A 16,019-nucleotide genomic window follows, 5' to 3' on the forward strand; every position below is an offset into this window, starting at 1 on the left:
TCAGCAGTCGGTCGAGCGAAGGAAAATCGCCGCCAGTTGTTCAATACCGGTCTGATCCTCGAGGGTAAAACGCGCCAGCGACGGGCTGTCGAGGTCAAGGACGCCAATCAGTTTGCCGTCCTTGACCAGGGGCACCACCAGCTCGCTGTTGGACGCGCTGTCACAGGCGATATGCCCTGGGAACTCATGCACATCCTCCACGCGCTGGGTCTGCCGCGAGGCGGCTGCGGCACCGCACACTCCACGGCCAAACGGAATGCGCACACAGGCGATCTGGCCCTGGAACGGGCCGAGCACCAGTTCTTCATTGCGATTGAGATAGAAGCCGGCCCAATTCAAGTCATCCAACTGGTTGAACAGGAACGCTGAGAACTGCGCGCTATTGGCGATGAAGTCCCGCTCATCGGCCAGCAGCGACTCCAACTGCGCGCAGAGCATGGCATAGCCATCCAGGCCCGTGCCGGCGCTTTGTAGGTCGATCATGATTGACGCTCCAGCAATTTGAGGCCCACCCAGTAACGGGCGAACTGATAAGCACAACGGCCGTTGCGGTTGCCGCGACCGGTGGCCCAGCGTACGGCCAGGATGTCGAGGGCTTCATCGCGCTGCCACTGCAAACCGGCCTTGTTCGCCAGCTCGCCGATCCAGTGCTCCACCACATCCAGGAAATGCTCTTGTGTGAAGGGGTAGAACGACAGCCACAAGCCAAAACGGTCGGATAGGGCAATCTTGTCCTCCACCGCTTCGCTTGGGTGCAACTCGCCATCCACGCGCTTCCAGTTATCGTTGTCACTCTGGTTTTCCGGCACAAGGTGGCGGCGGTTGGAGGTGGCATACAACAGCACGTTTTCCGGGGCTTGCTCCAGGGAGCCGTCGAGTACGCTTTTAAGCACGCGGTAATCACCTTCGCCGGCCTCGAACGACAGGTCGTCGCAGAACAGGATAAACCGCTGCGGCAGCTTGACCAGTTGCTCGACCACACGCGGCAGGTCGGCCAAATGGTCGCGCTCGATTTCGATCAGGCGCAAACCGGCCTTGGCGTGCTGGGCCAGCAAGGCGCGCACCATGGACGATTTACCGGTGCCCCGCGACCCCCACAGCAGTGCATGGTTGGCGGGCAGACCGTCGATGAATTGCTGGGTGTTGCGCGCCAGTGTTTCACGTTGTTTGTCCACGCCGATCAGGTCGGACAGGCGCATCTCCAGGCTCACGTCCAGCGGCAGCAGGAAACCACTGCGTCCTTCACGCTGCCAGCGGGCAGCCAGGCATTGGCGCCAATCGATGGTTTGGCGGGGCGCGGGCAACAGGGGTTCCAGGCGGGCGAGCACTGCATCGGCTCGCTCAAGAAAAGCACTCAATCGAGAATCCACAATTATTCCTCTGGCAAGTTCTTGCAAAAGATGGCGTATTGGCAACCCTGCGGCAGACCGCACGAGGCTGCGTAAAAAAACGATTCATGCCGGGTAAGCCAGAGCCTGTGGATGTTCAGCTATGCTTGCCGGGCGAAGGGAAACGTGAAGTGGTTCAACACTCAATGGATATCAAGTTCGCCCACCGCTTGTCTTATAAACAAGCCAGATTGACTGTGCTGGTCGGTTTCGTCTTGGGAACCTTGCTCAGCCTGATCCAAATCGGCATTGATTATGCCAGCGAAGACGCATCCATCAACCGTGAAATTCGCTCGCTGATCGAAATCAGCCACAACCCCGCCTCACGCATCGCCTATAACATCGACGCCGAACTGGCCCAGGAACTGACCTTGGGCCTGCTGCACTCCCCCGCCATCATTCATGCCCAGTTGATCGACAACAACGGCGTGGTGCTGGCCGATGTCGACCGCCCGCGTAAAGAAAGCACTTACCGCCCCGTCAGCGATTTCCTGTTCGGCGCCAACCGTCAGTTTGAAGACCGGTTGTTCCTCAGCCACATGCCCAACGAGTCCCTCGGTGTGCTGCGCCTGGACGTGGACACCTATGCTTTTGGCAGTCGCTTCCTGCGCCGTGCTGAGATCACCCTGCTCAACGGCTTCGTCCGCAGTCTGTTGCTGACCGGCATTCTGTTGGGCTTGTTCTACGTGATGCTGACCCAGCCGTTGGTGCGCATCATCCGCGAGCTGAGCAACCGCCGACAGGCACGCCTGGACTGCCCGCCCGGCCACGAGCACGATGAAATCGGCGTGTTGGTGAACGTTGCCAACCAGCAGTTCGAAAACATGGAAACGGAGATCCAGCAACGCCGCCACGCCGAAGATCGGCTGACCGAATACCTGGGGCAACTGGAAGACATCGTGTCCGCACGCACCCTGGAGCTCAAGGCCAGCAACCAGCGGCTGAGCCAGTCCAACGATGAATTGGAGGCGGCGAAGATCCACGCGCTTGGCATGGCCCAAGCACGGGCGGCCTTCCTGGCCAACATGAGCCACGAAATCCGCACACCGCTCAACGGCCTGCTGGGGATGATCGCGCTGTCACTCGACAGCCCACTCAACGCCGAGCAGCGTCAGCAACTGTCCATTGCCCATGACTCGGGCAAAGTGCTGGTGGAGTTGCTCAACGATATCCTCGACCTGTCCAAGTTCGACGCTGGCCAGTTAGAGTTGGAGCGCATCCCGTTCGACCTGGGTTCTCTGGTGGAAGACACCGCGAACCTGTTGTCGCAGAACGCCGCGCCGAGTGTCGAACTGACATGCCTGATCGACCCGCAGTTTCCCGCCCAGGTCCTGGGCGACCCGACCCGTGTACGACAGATCGTCAGCAACCTGCTGTCCAACGCCCTGAAATTCACGCGCTTCGGACGGGTAGATGTTCGCCTCAGCGCGCGGGAGGGCCAGGTACGCATCGAGGTCTGCGATACCGGCATCGGCATTGCGCAGGAAGCCCAGGTAAAGATCTTCCAGCCCTTCACCCAGGCCGGTGCCGGCATCACTCGCCAGTTCGGCGGCACGGGCCTGGGCCTGGCGCTGACGCACAACCTGTGTGAGGCCATGAAAGGCCGACTGAGCATCAGCTCGGAAGTGGGCTTCGGTAGCCAGTTCTGCGCCGACCTGCCGCTGCCAACCCATTTGCCCGCCGTCCAGCCACTGCCGCTCAAGGGTGAGGTCATCGCCATTACCCATGCCGGCAGCGGCCTCACCGAACTGCTTACCACCCTGCTGCCTCACTGGGGGCTGACACCCCGCTGCTACTCGCAAGACGATGACGTGAGCGGGCAAACCCCGGACCTGCTGATCACCGACTGCCCGGAATGCCTGTTTCGCCTGCGTCCCACCCTCAGCGCGCCAATCCTGCTGGTGACCGCCTATGGCAACTTCATGCCCAGCGAGGAAGTCACCGCACTCGCGCCGCTGCAACAACAGGCGCGACCGCTGAGCCGCAATGCGCTGTATCAGATCCTGCAACGTAACCTGCGCAGCGACACGCAACTGATCCTCGACCCGATCCAGATGGAAGCCGCACCCCTGGCACACAGGGCGCGCATCCTGCTGGTGGAGGACAATCCGGTCAACCAACTGGTGGCCAAGGGCATGCTCAGCAAACTGGGATGTGAGGTGATCGTCGCAGCCCATGGTGGCGAGGCGCTCAAACTCCTTGAGGAACAACGCTTCGACCTGGTGTTGATGGACTGCAATATGCCGGTGATGGACGGCTACGAGGCCAGTCGGCAGATCCGTCGCAGCGGGCGCTGGCCGGACCTGCCGATCGTTGCCTTGACCGCCAACGCGCTCTCCGAAGAGCGCGAGCGTTGCCGGGCCGCGGGCATGAATGACTACCTGGCCAAGCCGTTCCGTCGTGAGGAACTCAGTGGTTTGCTTGAGCTGTGGGTGCCGAAGACGACAACTCTCTGATCTGTCGAAGCAACTGGTCCAAGCCCTCGCGCAAGGCGTCAGCCTGGTTCAGGTCGATGCCGCTGTCGCACAGCAGCCGGGTCTTGAGGCCATGGGTCTGGTCACGCAGCCGCACACCGGTTTCGCTCAGGCTCAGGTGCACCTCCCGCTCATCCTTGGCGCTGCGCTGGCGCTTGACCAGACTGAGTTGCTCAAGGCGCTTGAGCAGCGGCGTCAACGTGCCCGAATCCAGCATCAAGCGCTCCCCCAACGCCTTGACCGTGGGCTGCGCCGGCGCTGTGGCGTGCCACTCCCACAACACCAGCATCACCAAGTATTGCGGGTAGGTCAGGCCCAACTGATCGAGCATCGGCTTGTACGCGCGGGTCACCGCCCTGGAGGCGGCGTAAAGCTTGAAACACAGTTGATTATCGAGCGCCAGGGAGACGGTCATTTGAGCAGGGCTTCGATCTCTTGGGTCAGGTCCTGCGGCTTGGTGGTCGGCGCAAAGCGCTTGACTACCTGGCCGTCGCGGCCGATGAGGAACTTGGTGAAGTTCCACTTGATGCCCTTGGAACCGAGCAAACCCGGCGCCTGTTGTTTCAGTTGCACGAACAACGGGTGGGCGTCGCTGCCATTCACGTCTATCTTCTTGAACAGCGGGAAGCTGACACCGAAGTTCAGCTCGCAAAACTCGGAAATCGCGCCTTCGTTACCGGGTTCCTGCTTGCCGAACTGGTTGCAGGGGAAGCCTAACACCACCAATCCCTGGTCCTTGTACTGCTGCCAGAGCTGTTCCAGGCCCTTGTACTGTGGGGTGAAGCCGCACTTGCTGGCGGTGTTGACTACCAGAATGGCCTTGCCGGCGAAATCGGCCAAGGTCTTTTGCTCACCTTTGATGGTGGTGCAAGGGATGCTCAGCAGGTTGTTGCTCATGGCAGTGTCTCGATAACGGAAAGAAAGGATAAACATAGTGATCAATTCAATTGCGTGCAATTTAATTGACCAGAATGATAGGCCGATATCAAACGATAACCGCTTCTGTGGCGAGGGAACTTGCTCCCTCGCCAAAGAAAAAATGTTTATCGCGGAACGAGGTCCAGGCACACCGAGTTGATGCAGTAACGCAGGCCGGTCGGCGGCGGACCATCCGGGAACACGTGCCCCAGGTGAGCATCGCATTTGGCGCAGGTCACTTCGGTGCGGATCATGCCGTGGCTGACGTCACGGATCTCGATCATCGCGCTGTCGGCGATCGGCGCGTAGAAGCTCGGCCAACCGCAGCCGGAGTCGAACTTGGTCGTGGAGTCGAACAGCGGCTCGTTGCAGCAAATGCAGCGGTACACGCCGTCCGTCTTGGTGCCGTTGTACTTGCCGCTGAAAGGTCGCTCGGTGCCCTTGAGGCGGCACACGTTGTATTGCTCCGGATCGAGCATCGCCTTCCATTCTTCAACGGTTTTCTGCAACTTTTCCATCGGTACACCTCGGCAACTGAAAAAGCCTGATCTGTGTCTTTTCCATGGATCAGGCGGCACGTATGATTGCGCCTCTTCAAAACGCCAGTCTGGCACCCGCGCTACCGGCATTCAAACGTATTTATGGGTGCGGGCCCCGCAGGATTCGCAGTACGGTAGTGTCCCCACCGTCTGGATCGTTCATTTTCAGGATCACATCGCCATGCAGGTCAGCAAATCGAACAAGCTCGCCAACGTCTGCTACGACATTCGCGGCCCAGTGCTCAAGCACGCCAAACGCCTGGAAGAGGAAGGCCATCGCATCCTCAAGCTGAACATCGGCAACCCGGCGCCCTTTGGTTTCGAAGCGCCGGACGAAATCCTCCAGGACGTGATCCGCAACCTGCCCACCGCCCAGGGCTACAGCGACTCCAAAGGCCTGTTCAGCGCGCGCAAGGCGGTGATGCAGTACTACCAGCAAAAGCAGGTCGAAGGTGTCGGCATCGAAGACATCTACCTGGGCAATGGCGTGTCCGAGCTGATCGTGATGTCCATGCAGGCCCTGCTCAACAACGGCGACGAAGTGCTGGTGCCGGCGCCGGATTACCCGTTGTGGACCGCCGCCGTGACCCTTGCCGGCGGCCACCCGGTGCACTACCTGTGTGACGAAGGCGCGGACTGGTTCCCGGACCTGGCCGACATCAAGGCCAAGATCACACCGAACACCAAGGCCCTGGTGATCATCAACCCGAACAACCCGACCGGCGCGGTGTATTCCAAGGAAGTCCTGCTGGGCATGCTGGAACTGGCGCGCCAGCACAACCTGGTGGTGTTCTCCGACGAGATCTACGACAAGATCCTCTACGACGACGCCGTGCACGTGTGCACCGCCTCCCTGGCGCCGGACCTGCTGTGCCTGACCTTCAACGGCCTGTCCAAGTCCTACCGCGTGGCGGGTTTCCGTTCGGGCTGGATCGCCATCTCTGGTCCCAAACACAACGCCCAGAGCTACATCGAAGGCATCGACATGCTGGCCAACATGCGCCTGTGTGCCAACGTTCCTAGCCAGCACGCGATCCAGACCGCCCTGGGCGGCTACCAGAGCATCAATGACCTGGTCCTGCCTCAAGGCCGCTTGCTGGAACAGCGCAATCGCACCTGGGAACTGCTCAACGCCATTCCCGGTGTGAGCTGCGTGAAACCCATGGGTGCGTTGTACGCCTTTCCGCGGATCGACCCAAAAGTGTGTCCGATCCTCAACGATGAGAAATTCGTGCTCGACCTGCTGCTGTCGGAAAAGCTGCTGGTGGTGCAAGGCACGGCGTTCAACTGGCCGTGGCCAGATCACTTCCGTGTAGTGACATTGCCACGCGTGGATGACTTGGACATGGCCATTGGTCGCATCGGCAACTTCCTCAAGTCCTATCGCCAGTAATGCGAACGACGCTGTACGGCCGACAATCGGTCGTACAGCGAGTATCTAGCAACACTTCTATGGCTTTCCCCCGTACAAGCACTTCGCCGTCACTGAAAAAGCCAGCGACCCCCTGTATTCACGGGACAGCGAGGCACCGGCGAACCGATTCAGCCCTGTTTTCCCTATCGGAAATGCCCTTCAAGACTCTACATTCAGGCTGTAGGACACAGTTTGAAATAGTCGCTCGGTTGAATCACCCCATGCCGCACCTTATATACCCCGCAGTACGCGACATATTAAGCATGAGGAGAATTCTACAACCATGATGCGCATCCTGCTGTTCTTGGCCACTAACCTTGCGGTCGTGCTGATTGCCAGCATCACCTTGAGCCTTTTCGGCTTCAATGGGTTCATGGCGGCCAACGGGGTTGACCTGAACCTCAATCAGCTGCTGGTTTTCTGTGCGGTCTTTGGTTTTGCCGGCTCGCTGTTCTCGCTGTTCATCTCCAAGTGGATGGCGAAGATGAGCACCAGCACCCAGGTGATCACCCAACCCCGTACCCGGCATGAACAATGGTTGCTGCAGACCGTCGAGGAGCTATCCCGCCAAGCCGGCATTAAAATGCCTGAAGTCGGGATCTTCCCGGCTTATGAAGCCAACGCCTTTGCCACCGGCTGGAACAAGAACGACGCGCTCGTTGCGGTGAGCCAGGGCATGCTGGAACGCTTCTCGTACGATGAAGTGAAGGCCGTGCTGGCCCACGAGATCGGCCACGTGGCCAACGGTGACATGGTCACCCTGGCCTTGGTACAAGGCGTGGTGAACACCTTCGTGATGTTCTTTGCGCGGATCATCGGCAACTTTGTCGATAAAGTGATCTTCAAGAACGAAGGTGGACGCGGTATCGCCTACTTCGTGGCGACCATCTTCGCCGAGTTGGTGCTGGGCTTCCTGGCCAGTGCAATCACTATGTGGTTCTCTCGCAAGAGAGAGTTCCGTGCAGATGAAGCCGGTGCCCGCCTGGCCGGTACCGGGGCGATGATCGCGGCGCTGCAACACCTGCGCTCCGAGCAAGGCCTGCCGGTGCACATGCCGGACAGCCTGACCGCCTTCGGCATCAACGGCGGCATCAAGCAGGGCATGGCTCGCCTGTTCATGAGCCACCCGCCGCTGGAAGAGCGTATCGACGCACTGCGTCGCATGGGCTGATAACCCGCAAGGCAAAAAAAGGGGCGATTGGATCGCCCCTTTTTTGTGGACAAAATTTAGGCCTTGGTCAGCCGATAAACCCGCTCATCAAGCCGCGTGACACCCTCCTGCACAAACTTCCAGCTCTCCTCCAAGACGTCTTGCTCTTGCAGCGCCCGCAAGGTCCAGTCCGAACCGAACAACACCTTCACCTCATCATCCGTCACTGCAAACGGTGGCCCGGCCTTTTGCGTCTGGTCGTAATCAAGGGTGATCAGCAGCCCCTGGCAACCCGACGCCAGCAGGCGGCTCAAATGCTCGGCGTACTGCGCCCGCATCAGCGGTGGCAAGGCGATCAGGGCGGCGCGGTCATACAACGCGGCGCAACCCACCAAAGCTTCGGCATCCAGGGCGAAGAAGTCGCCGCACCACACTTCGATCAAATCAGCCTGGTACACCGTAAAGGCACTTCGCCGAGTGATACGTGGCACAAGGTTCTGCTCGCTGAAAAACGCCTCGACGGCCTGCTCTGACAGCTCCACGCCCATAACCCGCAGCCCATGACTGGCCAGCCACACCAGGTCCAGGCTCTTGCCACACAAGGGCACCAGCACCTTGGAGCCCTCAGCAACCGCCAGTTGCGGCCAATGTCGTTGCAGGTAAGGGTTGACCTCGGACAAATGAAAGCCGATCTGATTGCGTGCCCAGCGTTCCTGCCAAAACTTAGGCTCCATAGATCCTCCATAAAATTCGATCAAATGGTACTAAAACTTATATTAGATTTAGATCAATGATCTGACTGAAGATGGGCCCATGTTAACGCTCAGGACCCCCCTTATGCTCCCCAGCCTGTTTATCTCCCACGGCTCGCCCATGCTTGCCCTGCAACCCGGCGCCAGCGGCCCGGCCCTCCAGCGACTCGCTGCCGAGATGCCACGCCCGAAGGCAATCGTGGTGGTGTCGGCACACTGGGAAAGTCACGAACTCCTGGTCAGCGGCAGCGCCGCGCCTGAAACCTGGCACGACTTCGGCGGCTTCCCCCGCGAGTTGTTTGCCGTGCAGTACCCGGCACCGGGTGACCCGCAACTGGCAGCTGAGATTGTCGAGTTGTTGAAGGCCGACGGCTTGAATGCACGCACCGATGACCGTCGCCCCTTCGACCATGGCACCTGGGTGCCGCTGTCGCTGATGTACCCGGCGGCGGATATCCCGGTGGTGCAGGTGTCGTTGCCCAGTAGCATGGGCCCTGCCCTGCAGACCCGCGTCGGGCATGCCCTTGCCAGCCTGCGCGAGCATGACGTGCTTCTGATCGGCTCAGGCAGCATCACCCACAACCTGGGCGAGCTGGACTGGCGTGCGGGGCCTGAGAGCATCGAGCCTTGGGCGCGAGACTTTCGGGACTGGGTGGTCGATAAGCTAGCCGCCGACGATGAAAAGGCGCTGCACGACTACCGCCGCCAGGCGCCGAATGCCGTGCGCAACCATCCCAGTGATGAGCACCTGTTGCCGTTGTACTTTGCACGTGGCGCCGGTGGTGATTTCAGCATCGCGCACCAAGGTTTCACCCTAGGCGCGCTAGGCATGGATATCTACCGCTTCGGCTAACAGCGCCCATCGCAGGAATGGGACAGTCCGCAGGTGATAGGCACTAATGCGCTAGCCCGGCAACTACCCAGTCCGCGGCCTAGGCCTTCTTCTCATAACCCACTCCTTTAAAGGAGAAGTGGATTTCCTTTCCTACACCCGAGTCTTTGGTAATCTGCTGGGTACCTACCATCGAGTTTTTATACCTACCGTATAAACCGGTACTTTTGATTTCGCCCACTTTAACAACGCCCTTATCGTCTGTAGTAAAGGGCGCTGAAAAACTGCCGGTCGTTGCAGCAATCTGTGAACTTTTGTTTATCTTTGCGCCATAGTGTTCGACAAACCCAGTGTCTCTACCGGCCAGCGCAACCTTTCTGTCGACATAAAGGTCTTTGACGTGCTGTTTGGGACCCGAATTATTCGGATCCGTGACATCCTGAATATAAGCGCTCAACTTCTGGGGATCTTCAGGGTCTCGCACTATCGTCAGATTATACTTATGCCCAAACTTGAAATCGACCAATGTGCTATTGCTGGCACCCTTTTCCCCATCAAACTCAGCGCGACCCTGTGGCGCTTTGAAATGCGGACCGTGTCCAGAAAACACAACCAGCGCTTTGCCATCCCCACGTGGCTGCAGCCCTATATAGCCACGGCCTAGAGGCTTACTACTGTCGTCATTGAGTCCAAACATCATCGCGTAATAAATACCCGCATCCTTGCCTGTTTTTCTTTGAAGGCCTTCATCAATACTCATTGGAAACGTAATGTTGTTTAACCCAGGGGATGGTGCGGGAAGTGAGTAACTCACACCATACAGCCCATTCGGTGCTGTGGCTTCTTTCTTGATTTCGAGTTTTGGATCGCTCACCTTATCAAGCGCTGAGTTATGGCTTGTGATCGTTGATGGTACAGCGCCTGGGGTGGTTTCTTTTTTCAGGCGCACTAGTGCATCACTCAATAGGCTAGACCTCCCTGACGACGGAAGACTATTTTCATCTTCTTGGAAGTGATCAACACGCGGCTCGTCCTTCCTATTAACGGACGGTTGCACGGGAGGATGAATATCAGGCTCAGGCATTCTTGATGGGGGACGGAGTGTATTATCAATGCGCATAACAGCTGCAGCCTCTTTCCAGTGAGTTCAATCATCACTCAACAGTAGTGACTCACTTACAAGCAGACTGTCAGACAGGTCACTCATGCGCTCGGAATTTACTTAAACCTGATTTGATCATTGCCTGACAACGAAAACCGACCTTTCTGAACCGCGTCACCAGGGTACGCCTCATATGAAGCGCTACCCCACCACGTGAGCAGCCCTTGCGCGCCTACCGAACGCCAGCCAAAAAAAATCCCCGAACCAGCCGGGGATTTTTTACTTGCGATCAATCAGCCCAAGGGCAGATCAATCTTCGCGGTAGCGACGCAGCTTCAACTGCTTACCGGCAACGCGAGTGTCTTTCAGCTTGGCCAGCAGTTTTTCCAGACCGTCTTCCGGCAGCTCCACCAGGGAGAAGCTGTCACGAACCTGGATACGACCAATGGCCTCACGTGCCAGGCCACCCTCATTGAGGATAGCGCCCAGCAGGTTCTTGGCAGCGATACCATCACGCGCGCCCAGCGCGGTGCGGCAACGAGCACGGCCTTCAGCCAATGGCACCGGAGCGCGACGCTCACGATCACCACGGTCTGGACGGTCGCCAGTACGCTCTGGACGATCACCGCGTGGCGCGCTGTTCGGAACCAGTGGACGTTCTTTCTCGATGGCTGCCAGCGTCAATGCTTGACCGTTGGTGGCTTTACGCAGCAGGGCTGCAGCCAGGGCACGCGGGGTGCAACCGATATCGGCGGTCAGGCGGTCCAACAGGTCGCCGTGGGTCGATTCAGCGTCAGCCACCAGCGGCGACAGGCTGTTGGTCAGTTTCTTGATGCGCGCATCGAGAACGGCCTGGGCATCCGGCAGGCGGACTTCGGCAACTTTCTGACCGGTCACACGCTCGATCACTTGCAGCATGCGGCGCTCACGTGGAGTCACCAGCAGCAGTGCACGACCTTCGCGACCCGCACGGCCGGTACGGCCGATACGGTGAACGTAGGACTCTGGATCGTAAGGCATGTCAACGTTGAACACGTGGGTGATACGTGGAACGTCAAGGCCACGGGCAGCAACGTCGGTCGCCACAACGATGTCCAGACGGCCATCCTTGAGGGAGTCGATCACGCGCTCACGTTGGTTCTGGGCAATGTCACCGTTCAGCGCAGCGGCTTTGTAGCCTTTGGCTTCCAGGGCGCTGGCCAGGTCCAGGGTCGCTTGCTTGGTGCGCACGAACATGATCAGGGCGTCGAAGTCTTCGACTTCCAGCAGGCTCAATACAGCCGAGGTCTTCTGGTCAGCGTGAACCAACAGGTGAGCCTGTTCGATCGCGGTAACGGTCTGAGTCTTGGTCTGGATCTTCACGTGCTCAGGATCGCGCAGGTGACGCTCGGCGATGGCACGGATCGACTGTGGCAGGGTGGCCGAGAACAGTACGGTTTGACGGGTTGGTGGCAGTGCCTTGAAGATGACCTCCAGGTCATCCATGAAGCCCAGCTTCAGCATTTCGTCAGCTTCGTCCAGAACCAGGTGGTTCACGGTCGACAGGACTTTCTCGTCACGACGCAGGTGGTCGCACAGACGGCCCGGGGTGGCAACAACGATCTGTGCACCATTACGGATTGCTTTGAGTTGTGGGCCCATAGGCGCGCCGCCGTAAACGGCCACAACGGTTACGCCTGGCATTTGCTTGGCGTAGGTTTCAAAAGCGGTTGCTACTTGCAGCGCCAACTCACGGGTTGGCGCCAGGATCAGGGCTTGCGGTTCGCGCTTGGCAGGATCGATGCAGTGCAGGATTGGCAAAGCGAACGCGGCAGTTTTGCCGGTACCGGTTTGCGCCTGGCCAATCATGTCCTTACCGGCCATGATGATCGGGATCGATTGCTGCTGAATCGCCGAAGGCTCTTCGTAGCCAGTCGCTGCGACGGCTGCAAGAATATTCGGGTTCAGATTAAAAGCGGCGAAGCCGCCGGTTTCCTGGGTCATGGGTCTGCCTCTAAGTGCATCCGCAAAGACCCATGCTCCAAAGCTGCGCATGCCGTGTTGAGACTCAAGAGTCGCCCTGGCTGCTTTGTCGGCGGGGATTTGCGAAAACGAATGAATGAAAAAGATTCGTCAAGGGAGAGTCCGCTGTGCGGACGTGCAGCCGAAGCTGACTTCGGGGAATTGCGCTACCTAAACGCGGCCCGGTTAAAGGCCGGCGCGCACTATACCGGAAATAGCTGAAAAAGGGAGCTTTTTTTATCGGAAAGTACCGATAAACCGCGCTGTGTCACAGTCTTTGCAGATAACACCGGCAAGGTCTATTTTTTAAAGGCCCGGCCCTGCTGGTCTTAACGCTTAAACGGTTCACCTGACCTCTCAGACCTTTGGTCCGAAACCTTTTCCCGCGCCCGAGGGCACACCCGATGAATCAAGCCAGTAGCAGCCGCGTCAGCCGTGAACTCCAGGGTCATGTCTTGCTTTTGGGTCTGGACCGGGTCGCCAAACGCAACGCGTTCGACCTGGACCTGCTCAATGAGCTGAGCCTGGCGTATGGCGAATTTGATCGAAATACCGACGCGCGGGTCGCGGTGGTGTTTGCCCATGGCGATCACTTCACCGCCGGGCTCGACCTGGCCAATGTCAGCGGTGTGATGGCCGGTGGCTGGCAGCCGCCGTTGGGAGGTTGCGATCCCTGGGGCGTATTTGCCGGCCCACGCGTGAGCAAACCGGTGATCGTCGCGGCCCAGGGTTACTGCCTGACCATCGGGATAGAGCTGATGCTGGCCGCGGACATCAACCTCTGCGCCAGCAACACGCGTTTTGCGCAGATGGAAGTACAGCGTGGGATCTTTCCATTTGGCGGCGCGACGCTGCGCTTTCATCAGATTGCCGGCTGGGGCAACGCGATGCGCTGGCTGCTGACCGGCGATGAATTCGACGCCCATGACGCACTGCGCCTGGGCCTGGTGCAGGAAGTAATGGCCAGCGAAGACCTGCTGCCCCGTGCCGTCGAACTGGCCAACCGCATCGCCCGCCAGGCGCCGCTGGGCGTTCAAGCCACGTTGATGTCGGCGCGGTTGGCACGGATGGAAGGCGAAACCGTGGCGGCAGCGGCGTTGCCGCCGATGGTGGATAAACTGCTCAACAGCGAAGATGCCAAGGAAGGCGTGCGGGCGATGATCGAGAAGCGGCCCGGCGTATTCAAAGGTATTTGAGTTGGCAGTACCAACGCTATCGGGGGCAAGTCGTGACAGGCGACTAAGTCGCCGGCCGAATCGCCTTGATCAGTGGTTGCAACGAATACCCAAGGCGCGGTGCCAAGGCTTCAGCGCGAGCGGAGAGCGACTCCAGGTCCAGCGCCTGATCCAGCTCCGACGGCACCAGCAAAATCACATTGCCCTCCTTCACCGGCAGTTCCCAGTAATGCCGGTGATACAAGCCACGTAACAACGCGGCGCCCAGAGGTTTGCCATCATCGGTGGCCCACTGGTTGATCACCAGCCAGCCACCGGGGTTGAGTTTTTTCTGGCAGCTTTCCAGGAAGGTCCAGGCCAGGTGCCCGACGCCGGGACCGACGTCGGTGTAGAGGTCAACGAAGATCAGGTCGGCCGATTCGGCACTGTCGAGCAATTGCAGGGCATCGCCAATGCGGATGTACAAACGCGGGTCGTCGTCCAGCCCCAGGTACTCGATGGCCAGGCGCGGTACGTCGGGGCGCAACTCGATGGCTTCCACGTCTTCCAACGGCAGGAACTTCAGGCACGCCTGGGTCAACGTGCCCGCCCCCAAGCCGAGGAACAGCGCGCTTTCCGGCTGTTCATGGCACAACGCGCCGATCAGCATGGCACGGGTGTAGTCGTACTCCAGCCAGCTCGGATCAGCGGTGAACACACAGCTTTGCTCGATGGCATCGCCGAACTCGAGAAAACGGTAATCGGCCACTTCGAGCACACGGATCATGCCGAAGTCATCATGGACTTCAGCCAACAGGCGCTCGACACGCTCCTCGGTCATCACTACTCCTAAAGGGTTTACCGCACGGCAAAAGCGCGATTGTCGGCCAACCGGCGGCAACAGGTCACGCACTAATTGCTGATAACATTGGCGCCCCACCGTCAATCAGCCAATCGAGTTCATGATGAGCCAACCCTGGAGCCCCGACAGCTGGCGCGCCCTGCCGATCCAGCAACAACCCCAGTACCCGGACGCTGCGCACTTGTTGCAAGTGGAGCAGAACCTGGCCAGCTACCCGCCACTGGTGTTTGCCGGGGAAGCCCGCGAGTTGCGTCGTCAGTTTGCCGAAGTGACCCAGGGCCGTGCGTTCCTGCTGCAAGGCGGCGATTGCGCCGAGAGCTTTGCCGAGTTCTCTGCAGCGAAGATCCGCGACACCTTCAAGGTGCTCCTGCAGATGGCGATCGTGATGACCTTTGCCGCCGGCTGCCCGGTGGTGAAAGTCGGGCGCATGGCGGGCCAGTTCGCCAAGCCGCGCTCGGCCAACGATGAAACCATCGACGGCATCACCCTGCCCGCCTACCGTGGCGACATCGTCAACGGCATTGGTTTCGACGAAAAAAGCCGCGTGCCGGACCCGGACCGCCTGTTGCAGTCCTACCACCAGTCCACCGCCACCCTCAACCTGCTGCGCGCCTTTGCCCAAGGCGGTTTTGCCGACCTGCACCAGGTGCACAAATGGAACCTGGATTTCATCGCCAACTCCGCGCTGGCCGAGAAGTACAGCCAACTGGCCGACCGTATCGACGAAACCCTGGCCTTCATGCGCGCCTGCGGCATGGACAGCTCGCCGCAACTGCGCGAAACCAGCTTCTTCACCGCCCACGAAGCGCTGCTGCTCAACTACGAGCAAGCCTTTGTGCGCCGCGACAGCCTGACCAACGATTACTACGATTGCTCGGCGCACATGCTCTGGATCGGCGACCGCACCCGCCAACTGGACGGTGCCCACGTCGAGTTCCTGCGCGGGGTGAACAACCCGATCGGGGTCAAGGTCGGCCCGAGCATGAACCCGGATGACCTGATCCGCCTGATCGACATCCTCAACCCGGACAACGACCCTGGCCGTCTCAACCTCATTGCGCGCATGGGTGCGGGCAAGGTTGGTGATCATTTGCCAGGCTTGATCCGTGCCGTGCAGCGCGAAGGCAAGCAGGTGCTGTGGAGTTCCGACCCAATGCACGGCAACACCATCAAGGCCAGCAGCGGCTACAAGACTCGCGACTTTGCGCAGATCCTGGGTGAAGTGAAGGATTTCTTCCAGGTGCATCAGGCCGAGGGCACATATGCCGGCGGGATCCATATCGAGATGACCGGGCAGAACGTCACCGAATGCATCGGCGGCGCGCGACCGATCACCGAAGATGGCTTGTCGGATCGGTATCACACCCACTGCGATCCTCGGATGAATGCCGATCAGTCGCTGGAATTGGCGTTTCTGATTGCCGAAACCCTAA

The 16,019-nt window shown here is 59.4% G+C and carries 15 protein-coding genes; 6 read left to right on the forward strand and 9 right to left on the reverse strand.

The window, feature by feature from the left end; all coding sequences use genetic code 11:
* Together WH299_RS07490 and WH299_RS07495 are read right to left on the reverse strand one after the other, a co-directional pair.
* Positions 1–483, reverse strand: a complete 483-nt coding sequence (locus tag WH299_RS07490) for a GAF domain-containing protein (RefSeq protein ID WP_122725184.1) — start codon at positions 481–483, stop codon at positions 1–3.
* On the reverse strand, positions 480–1,370 hold the full coding sequence (locus WH299_RS07495) for an ATP-binding protein (protein ID WP_122725182.1): 891 nt from the start codon (positions 1,368–1,370) through the stop codon (positions 480–482). Before WH299_RS07495 ends, WH299_RS07490 begins: the two co-directional genes overlap by 4 nt.
* A 164-nt stretch (positions 1,371–1,534) precedes the next feature.
* On the opposite strand from WH299_RS07495, the gene WH299_RS07500 reads away from it, so the two are divergent.
* Entirely contained in the window at positions 1,535–3,844 is a 2,310-nt protein-coding gene (locus WH299_RS07500; RefSeq protein ID WP_122725180.1) for a response regulator, read from the forward strand.
* Here the strand turns inward: WH299_RS07500 and WH299_RS07505 are convergent.
* The 3 genes from WH299_RS07505 to msrB form a co-directional block, all read right to left on the reverse strand.
* Positions 3,798–4,277, reverse strand: a complete 480-nt coding sequence (locus tag WH299_RS07505; RefSeq protein WP_122725178.1) for a MarR family winged helix-turn-helix transcriptional regulator — start codon at positions 4,275–4,277, stop codon at positions 3,798–3,800. The genes WH299_RS07500 and WH299_RS07505 overlap by 47 nt on opposite strands.
* Positions 4,274–4,759 carry a glutathione peroxidase gene (locus tag WH299_RS07510; protein ID WP_033901385.1) on the reverse strand — a complete coding sequence of 162 codons (486 nt, stop codon included), beginning with the start codon at positions 4,757–4,759 and terminating at the stop codon, positions 4,274–4,276. Before WH299_RS07510 ends, WH299_RS07505 begins: the two co-directional genes overlap by 4 nt.
* A gap of 146 nt (positions 4,760–4,905) precedes the next feature.
* Positions 4,906–5,298, reverse strand: coding sequence for a peptide-methionine (R)-S-oxide reductase MsrB (gene msrB, locus WH299_RS07515; RefSeq protein WP_122725176.1), 393 nt, complete (start codon positions 5,296–5,298; stop codon positions 4,906–4,908).
* Positions 5,299–5,500: 202 nt separating this feature from the next.
* On the opposite strand from msrB, the gene WH299_RS07520 reads away from it, so the two are divergent.
* Complete coding sequence (locus WH299_RS07520) at positions 5,501–6,712, forward strand: pyridoxal phosphate-dependent aminotransferase (protein WP_016978462.1); 1,212 nt, start codon at positions 5,501–5,503, stop codon at positions 6,710–6,712.
* A gap of 304 nt (positions 6,713–7,016) precedes the next feature.
* Positions 7,017–7,904, forward strand: coding sequence for a protease HtpX (gene htpX / locus WH299_RS07525; protein WP_016978461.1), 888 nt, complete (start codon positions 7,017–7,019; stop codon positions 7,902–7,904).
* A 56-nt stretch (positions 7,905–7,960) separates the two neighbouring features.
* Here the strand turns inward: htpX and WH299_RS07530 are convergent, their stop codons facing one another.
* Entirely contained in the window at positions 7,961–8,617 is a 657-nt protein-coding gene (locus tag WH299_RS07530) for a thiopurine S-methyltransferase (RefSeq protein ID WP_122725173.1), read from the reverse strand.
* A 103-nt stretch (positions 8,618–8,720) separates the two neighbouring features.
* Between WH299_RS07530 and WH299_RS07535 the strand changes: the two genes are divergently transcribed.
* Positions 8,721–9,488 (forward strand): DODA-type extradiol aromatic ring-opening family dioxygenase, encoded by a 768-nt coding sequence (locus WH299_RS07535; protein ID WP_339549956.1) that lies wholly within the window; start codon positions 8,721–8,723, stop codon positions 9,486–9,488.
* 79 nt (positions 9,489–9,567) lie between these two features.
* Here the strand turns inward: WH299_RS07535 and WH299_RS07540 are convergent, their stop codons facing one another.
* Together WH299_RS07540 and WH299_RS07545 are read right to left on the reverse strand one after the other, a co-directional pair.
* Positions 9,568–10,431 (reverse strand): hypothetical protein, encoded by an 864-nt coding sequence (locus WH299_RS07540; RefSeq protein ID WP_240037318.1) that lies wholly within the window; start codon positions 10,429–10,431, stop codon positions 9,568–9,570.
* Between the two features lie 447 nt (positions 10,432–10,878).
* Positions 10,879–12,552, reverse strand: a complete 1,674-nt coding sequence (locus WH299_RS07545) for a DEAD/DEAH box helicase (RefSeq protein ID WP_028615656.1) — start codon at positions 12,550–12,552, stop codon at positions 10,879–10,881.
* 422 nt (positions 12,553–12,974) lie between these two features.
* Here WH299_RS07545 and WH299_RS07550 point away from each other — a divergent pair, with 422 nt between their 5' ends.
* Positions 12,975–13,766, forward strand: coding sequence for a crotonase/enoyl-CoA hydratase family protein (locus WH299_RS07550; RefSeq protein WP_122686705.1), 792 nt, complete (start codon positions 12,975–12,977; stop codon positions 13,764–13,766).
* A 43-nt stretch (positions 13,767–13,809) separates the two neighbouring features.
* Here the strand turns inward: WH299_RS07550 and WH299_RS07555 are convergent, their stop codons facing one another.
* Positions 13,810–14,565, reverse strand: coding sequence for a spermidine synthase (locus WH299_RS07555; RefSeq protein WP_068932292.1), 756 nt, complete (start codon positions 14,563–14,565; stop codon positions 13,810–13,812).
* A gap of 124 nt (positions 14,566–14,689) precedes the next feature.
* Here WH299_RS07555 and WH299_RS07560 point away from each other — a divergent pair.
* The coding region (locus WH299_RS07560; RefSeq protein WP_339549957.1) for a class II 3-deoxy-7-phosphoheptulonate synthase at positions 14,690–16,019 on the forward strand (1,330 nt) is incomplete at its 3' end.

The sequence above is a fragment of the Pseudomonas sp. MYb541 genome (assembly GCF_037479595.1).
GTDB lineage: Bacteria > Pseudomonadota > Gammaproteobacteria > Pseudomonadales > Pseudomonadaceae > Aquipseudomonas > Aquipseudomonas canadensis.

Bases quoted from the DNA above. Each gene is read 5' to 3' on its own strand.
- WH299_RS07555 (WP_068932292.1), bottom strand. From the start codon at position 14,565: ATGACCGAGGAGCGTGTCGAGCGCCTGTTGGCTGAAGTCCATGATGAC.
- WH299_RS07490 (WP_122725184.1), bottom strand. From the start codon at position 483: ATGATCGACCTACAAAGCGCCGGCACGGGCCTGGATGGCTATGCCATG.
- WH299_RS07510 (WP_033901385.1), bottom strand. From the start codon at position 4,759: ATGAGCAACAACCTGCTGAGCATCCCTTGCACCACCATCAAAGGTGAG.
- WH299_RS07550 (WP_122686705.1), top strand. From the start codon at position 12,975: ATGAATCAAGCCAGTAGCAGCCGCGTCAGCCGTGAACTCCAGGGTCAT.
- WH299_RS07530 (WP_122725173.1), bottom strand. From the start codon at position 8,617: ATGGAGCCTAAGTTTTGGCAGGAACGCTGGGCACGCAATCAGATCGGC.
- WH299_RS07520 (WP_016978462.1), top strand. From the start codon at position 5,501: ATGCAGGTCAGCAAATCGAACAAGCTCGCCAACGTCTGCTACGACATT.
- htpX (WP_016978461.1), top strand. From the start codon at position 7,017: ATGATGCGCATCCTGCTGTTCTTGGCCACTAACCTTGCGGTCGTGCTG.
- WH299_RS07505 (WP_122725178.1), bottom strand. From the start codon at position 4,277: ATGACCGTCTCCCTGGCGCTCGATAATCAACTGTGTTTCAAGCTTTAC.
- msrB (WP_122725176.1), bottom strand. From the start codon at position 5,298: ATGGAAAAGTTGCAGAAAACCGTTGAAGAATGGAAGGCGATGCTCGAT.
- WH299_RS07535 (WP_339549956.1), top strand. From the start codon at position 8,721: ATGCTCCCCAGCCTGTTTATCTCCCACGGCTCGCCCATGCTTGCCCTG.
- WH299_RS07500 (WP_122725180.1), top strand. From the start codon at position 1,535: ATGGATATCAAGTTCGCCCACCGCTTGTCTTATAAACAAGCCAGATTG.
- WH299_RS07545 (WP_028615656.1), bottom strand. From the start codon at position 12,552: ATGACCCAGGAAACCGGCGGCTTCGCCGCTTTTAATCTGAACCCGAAT.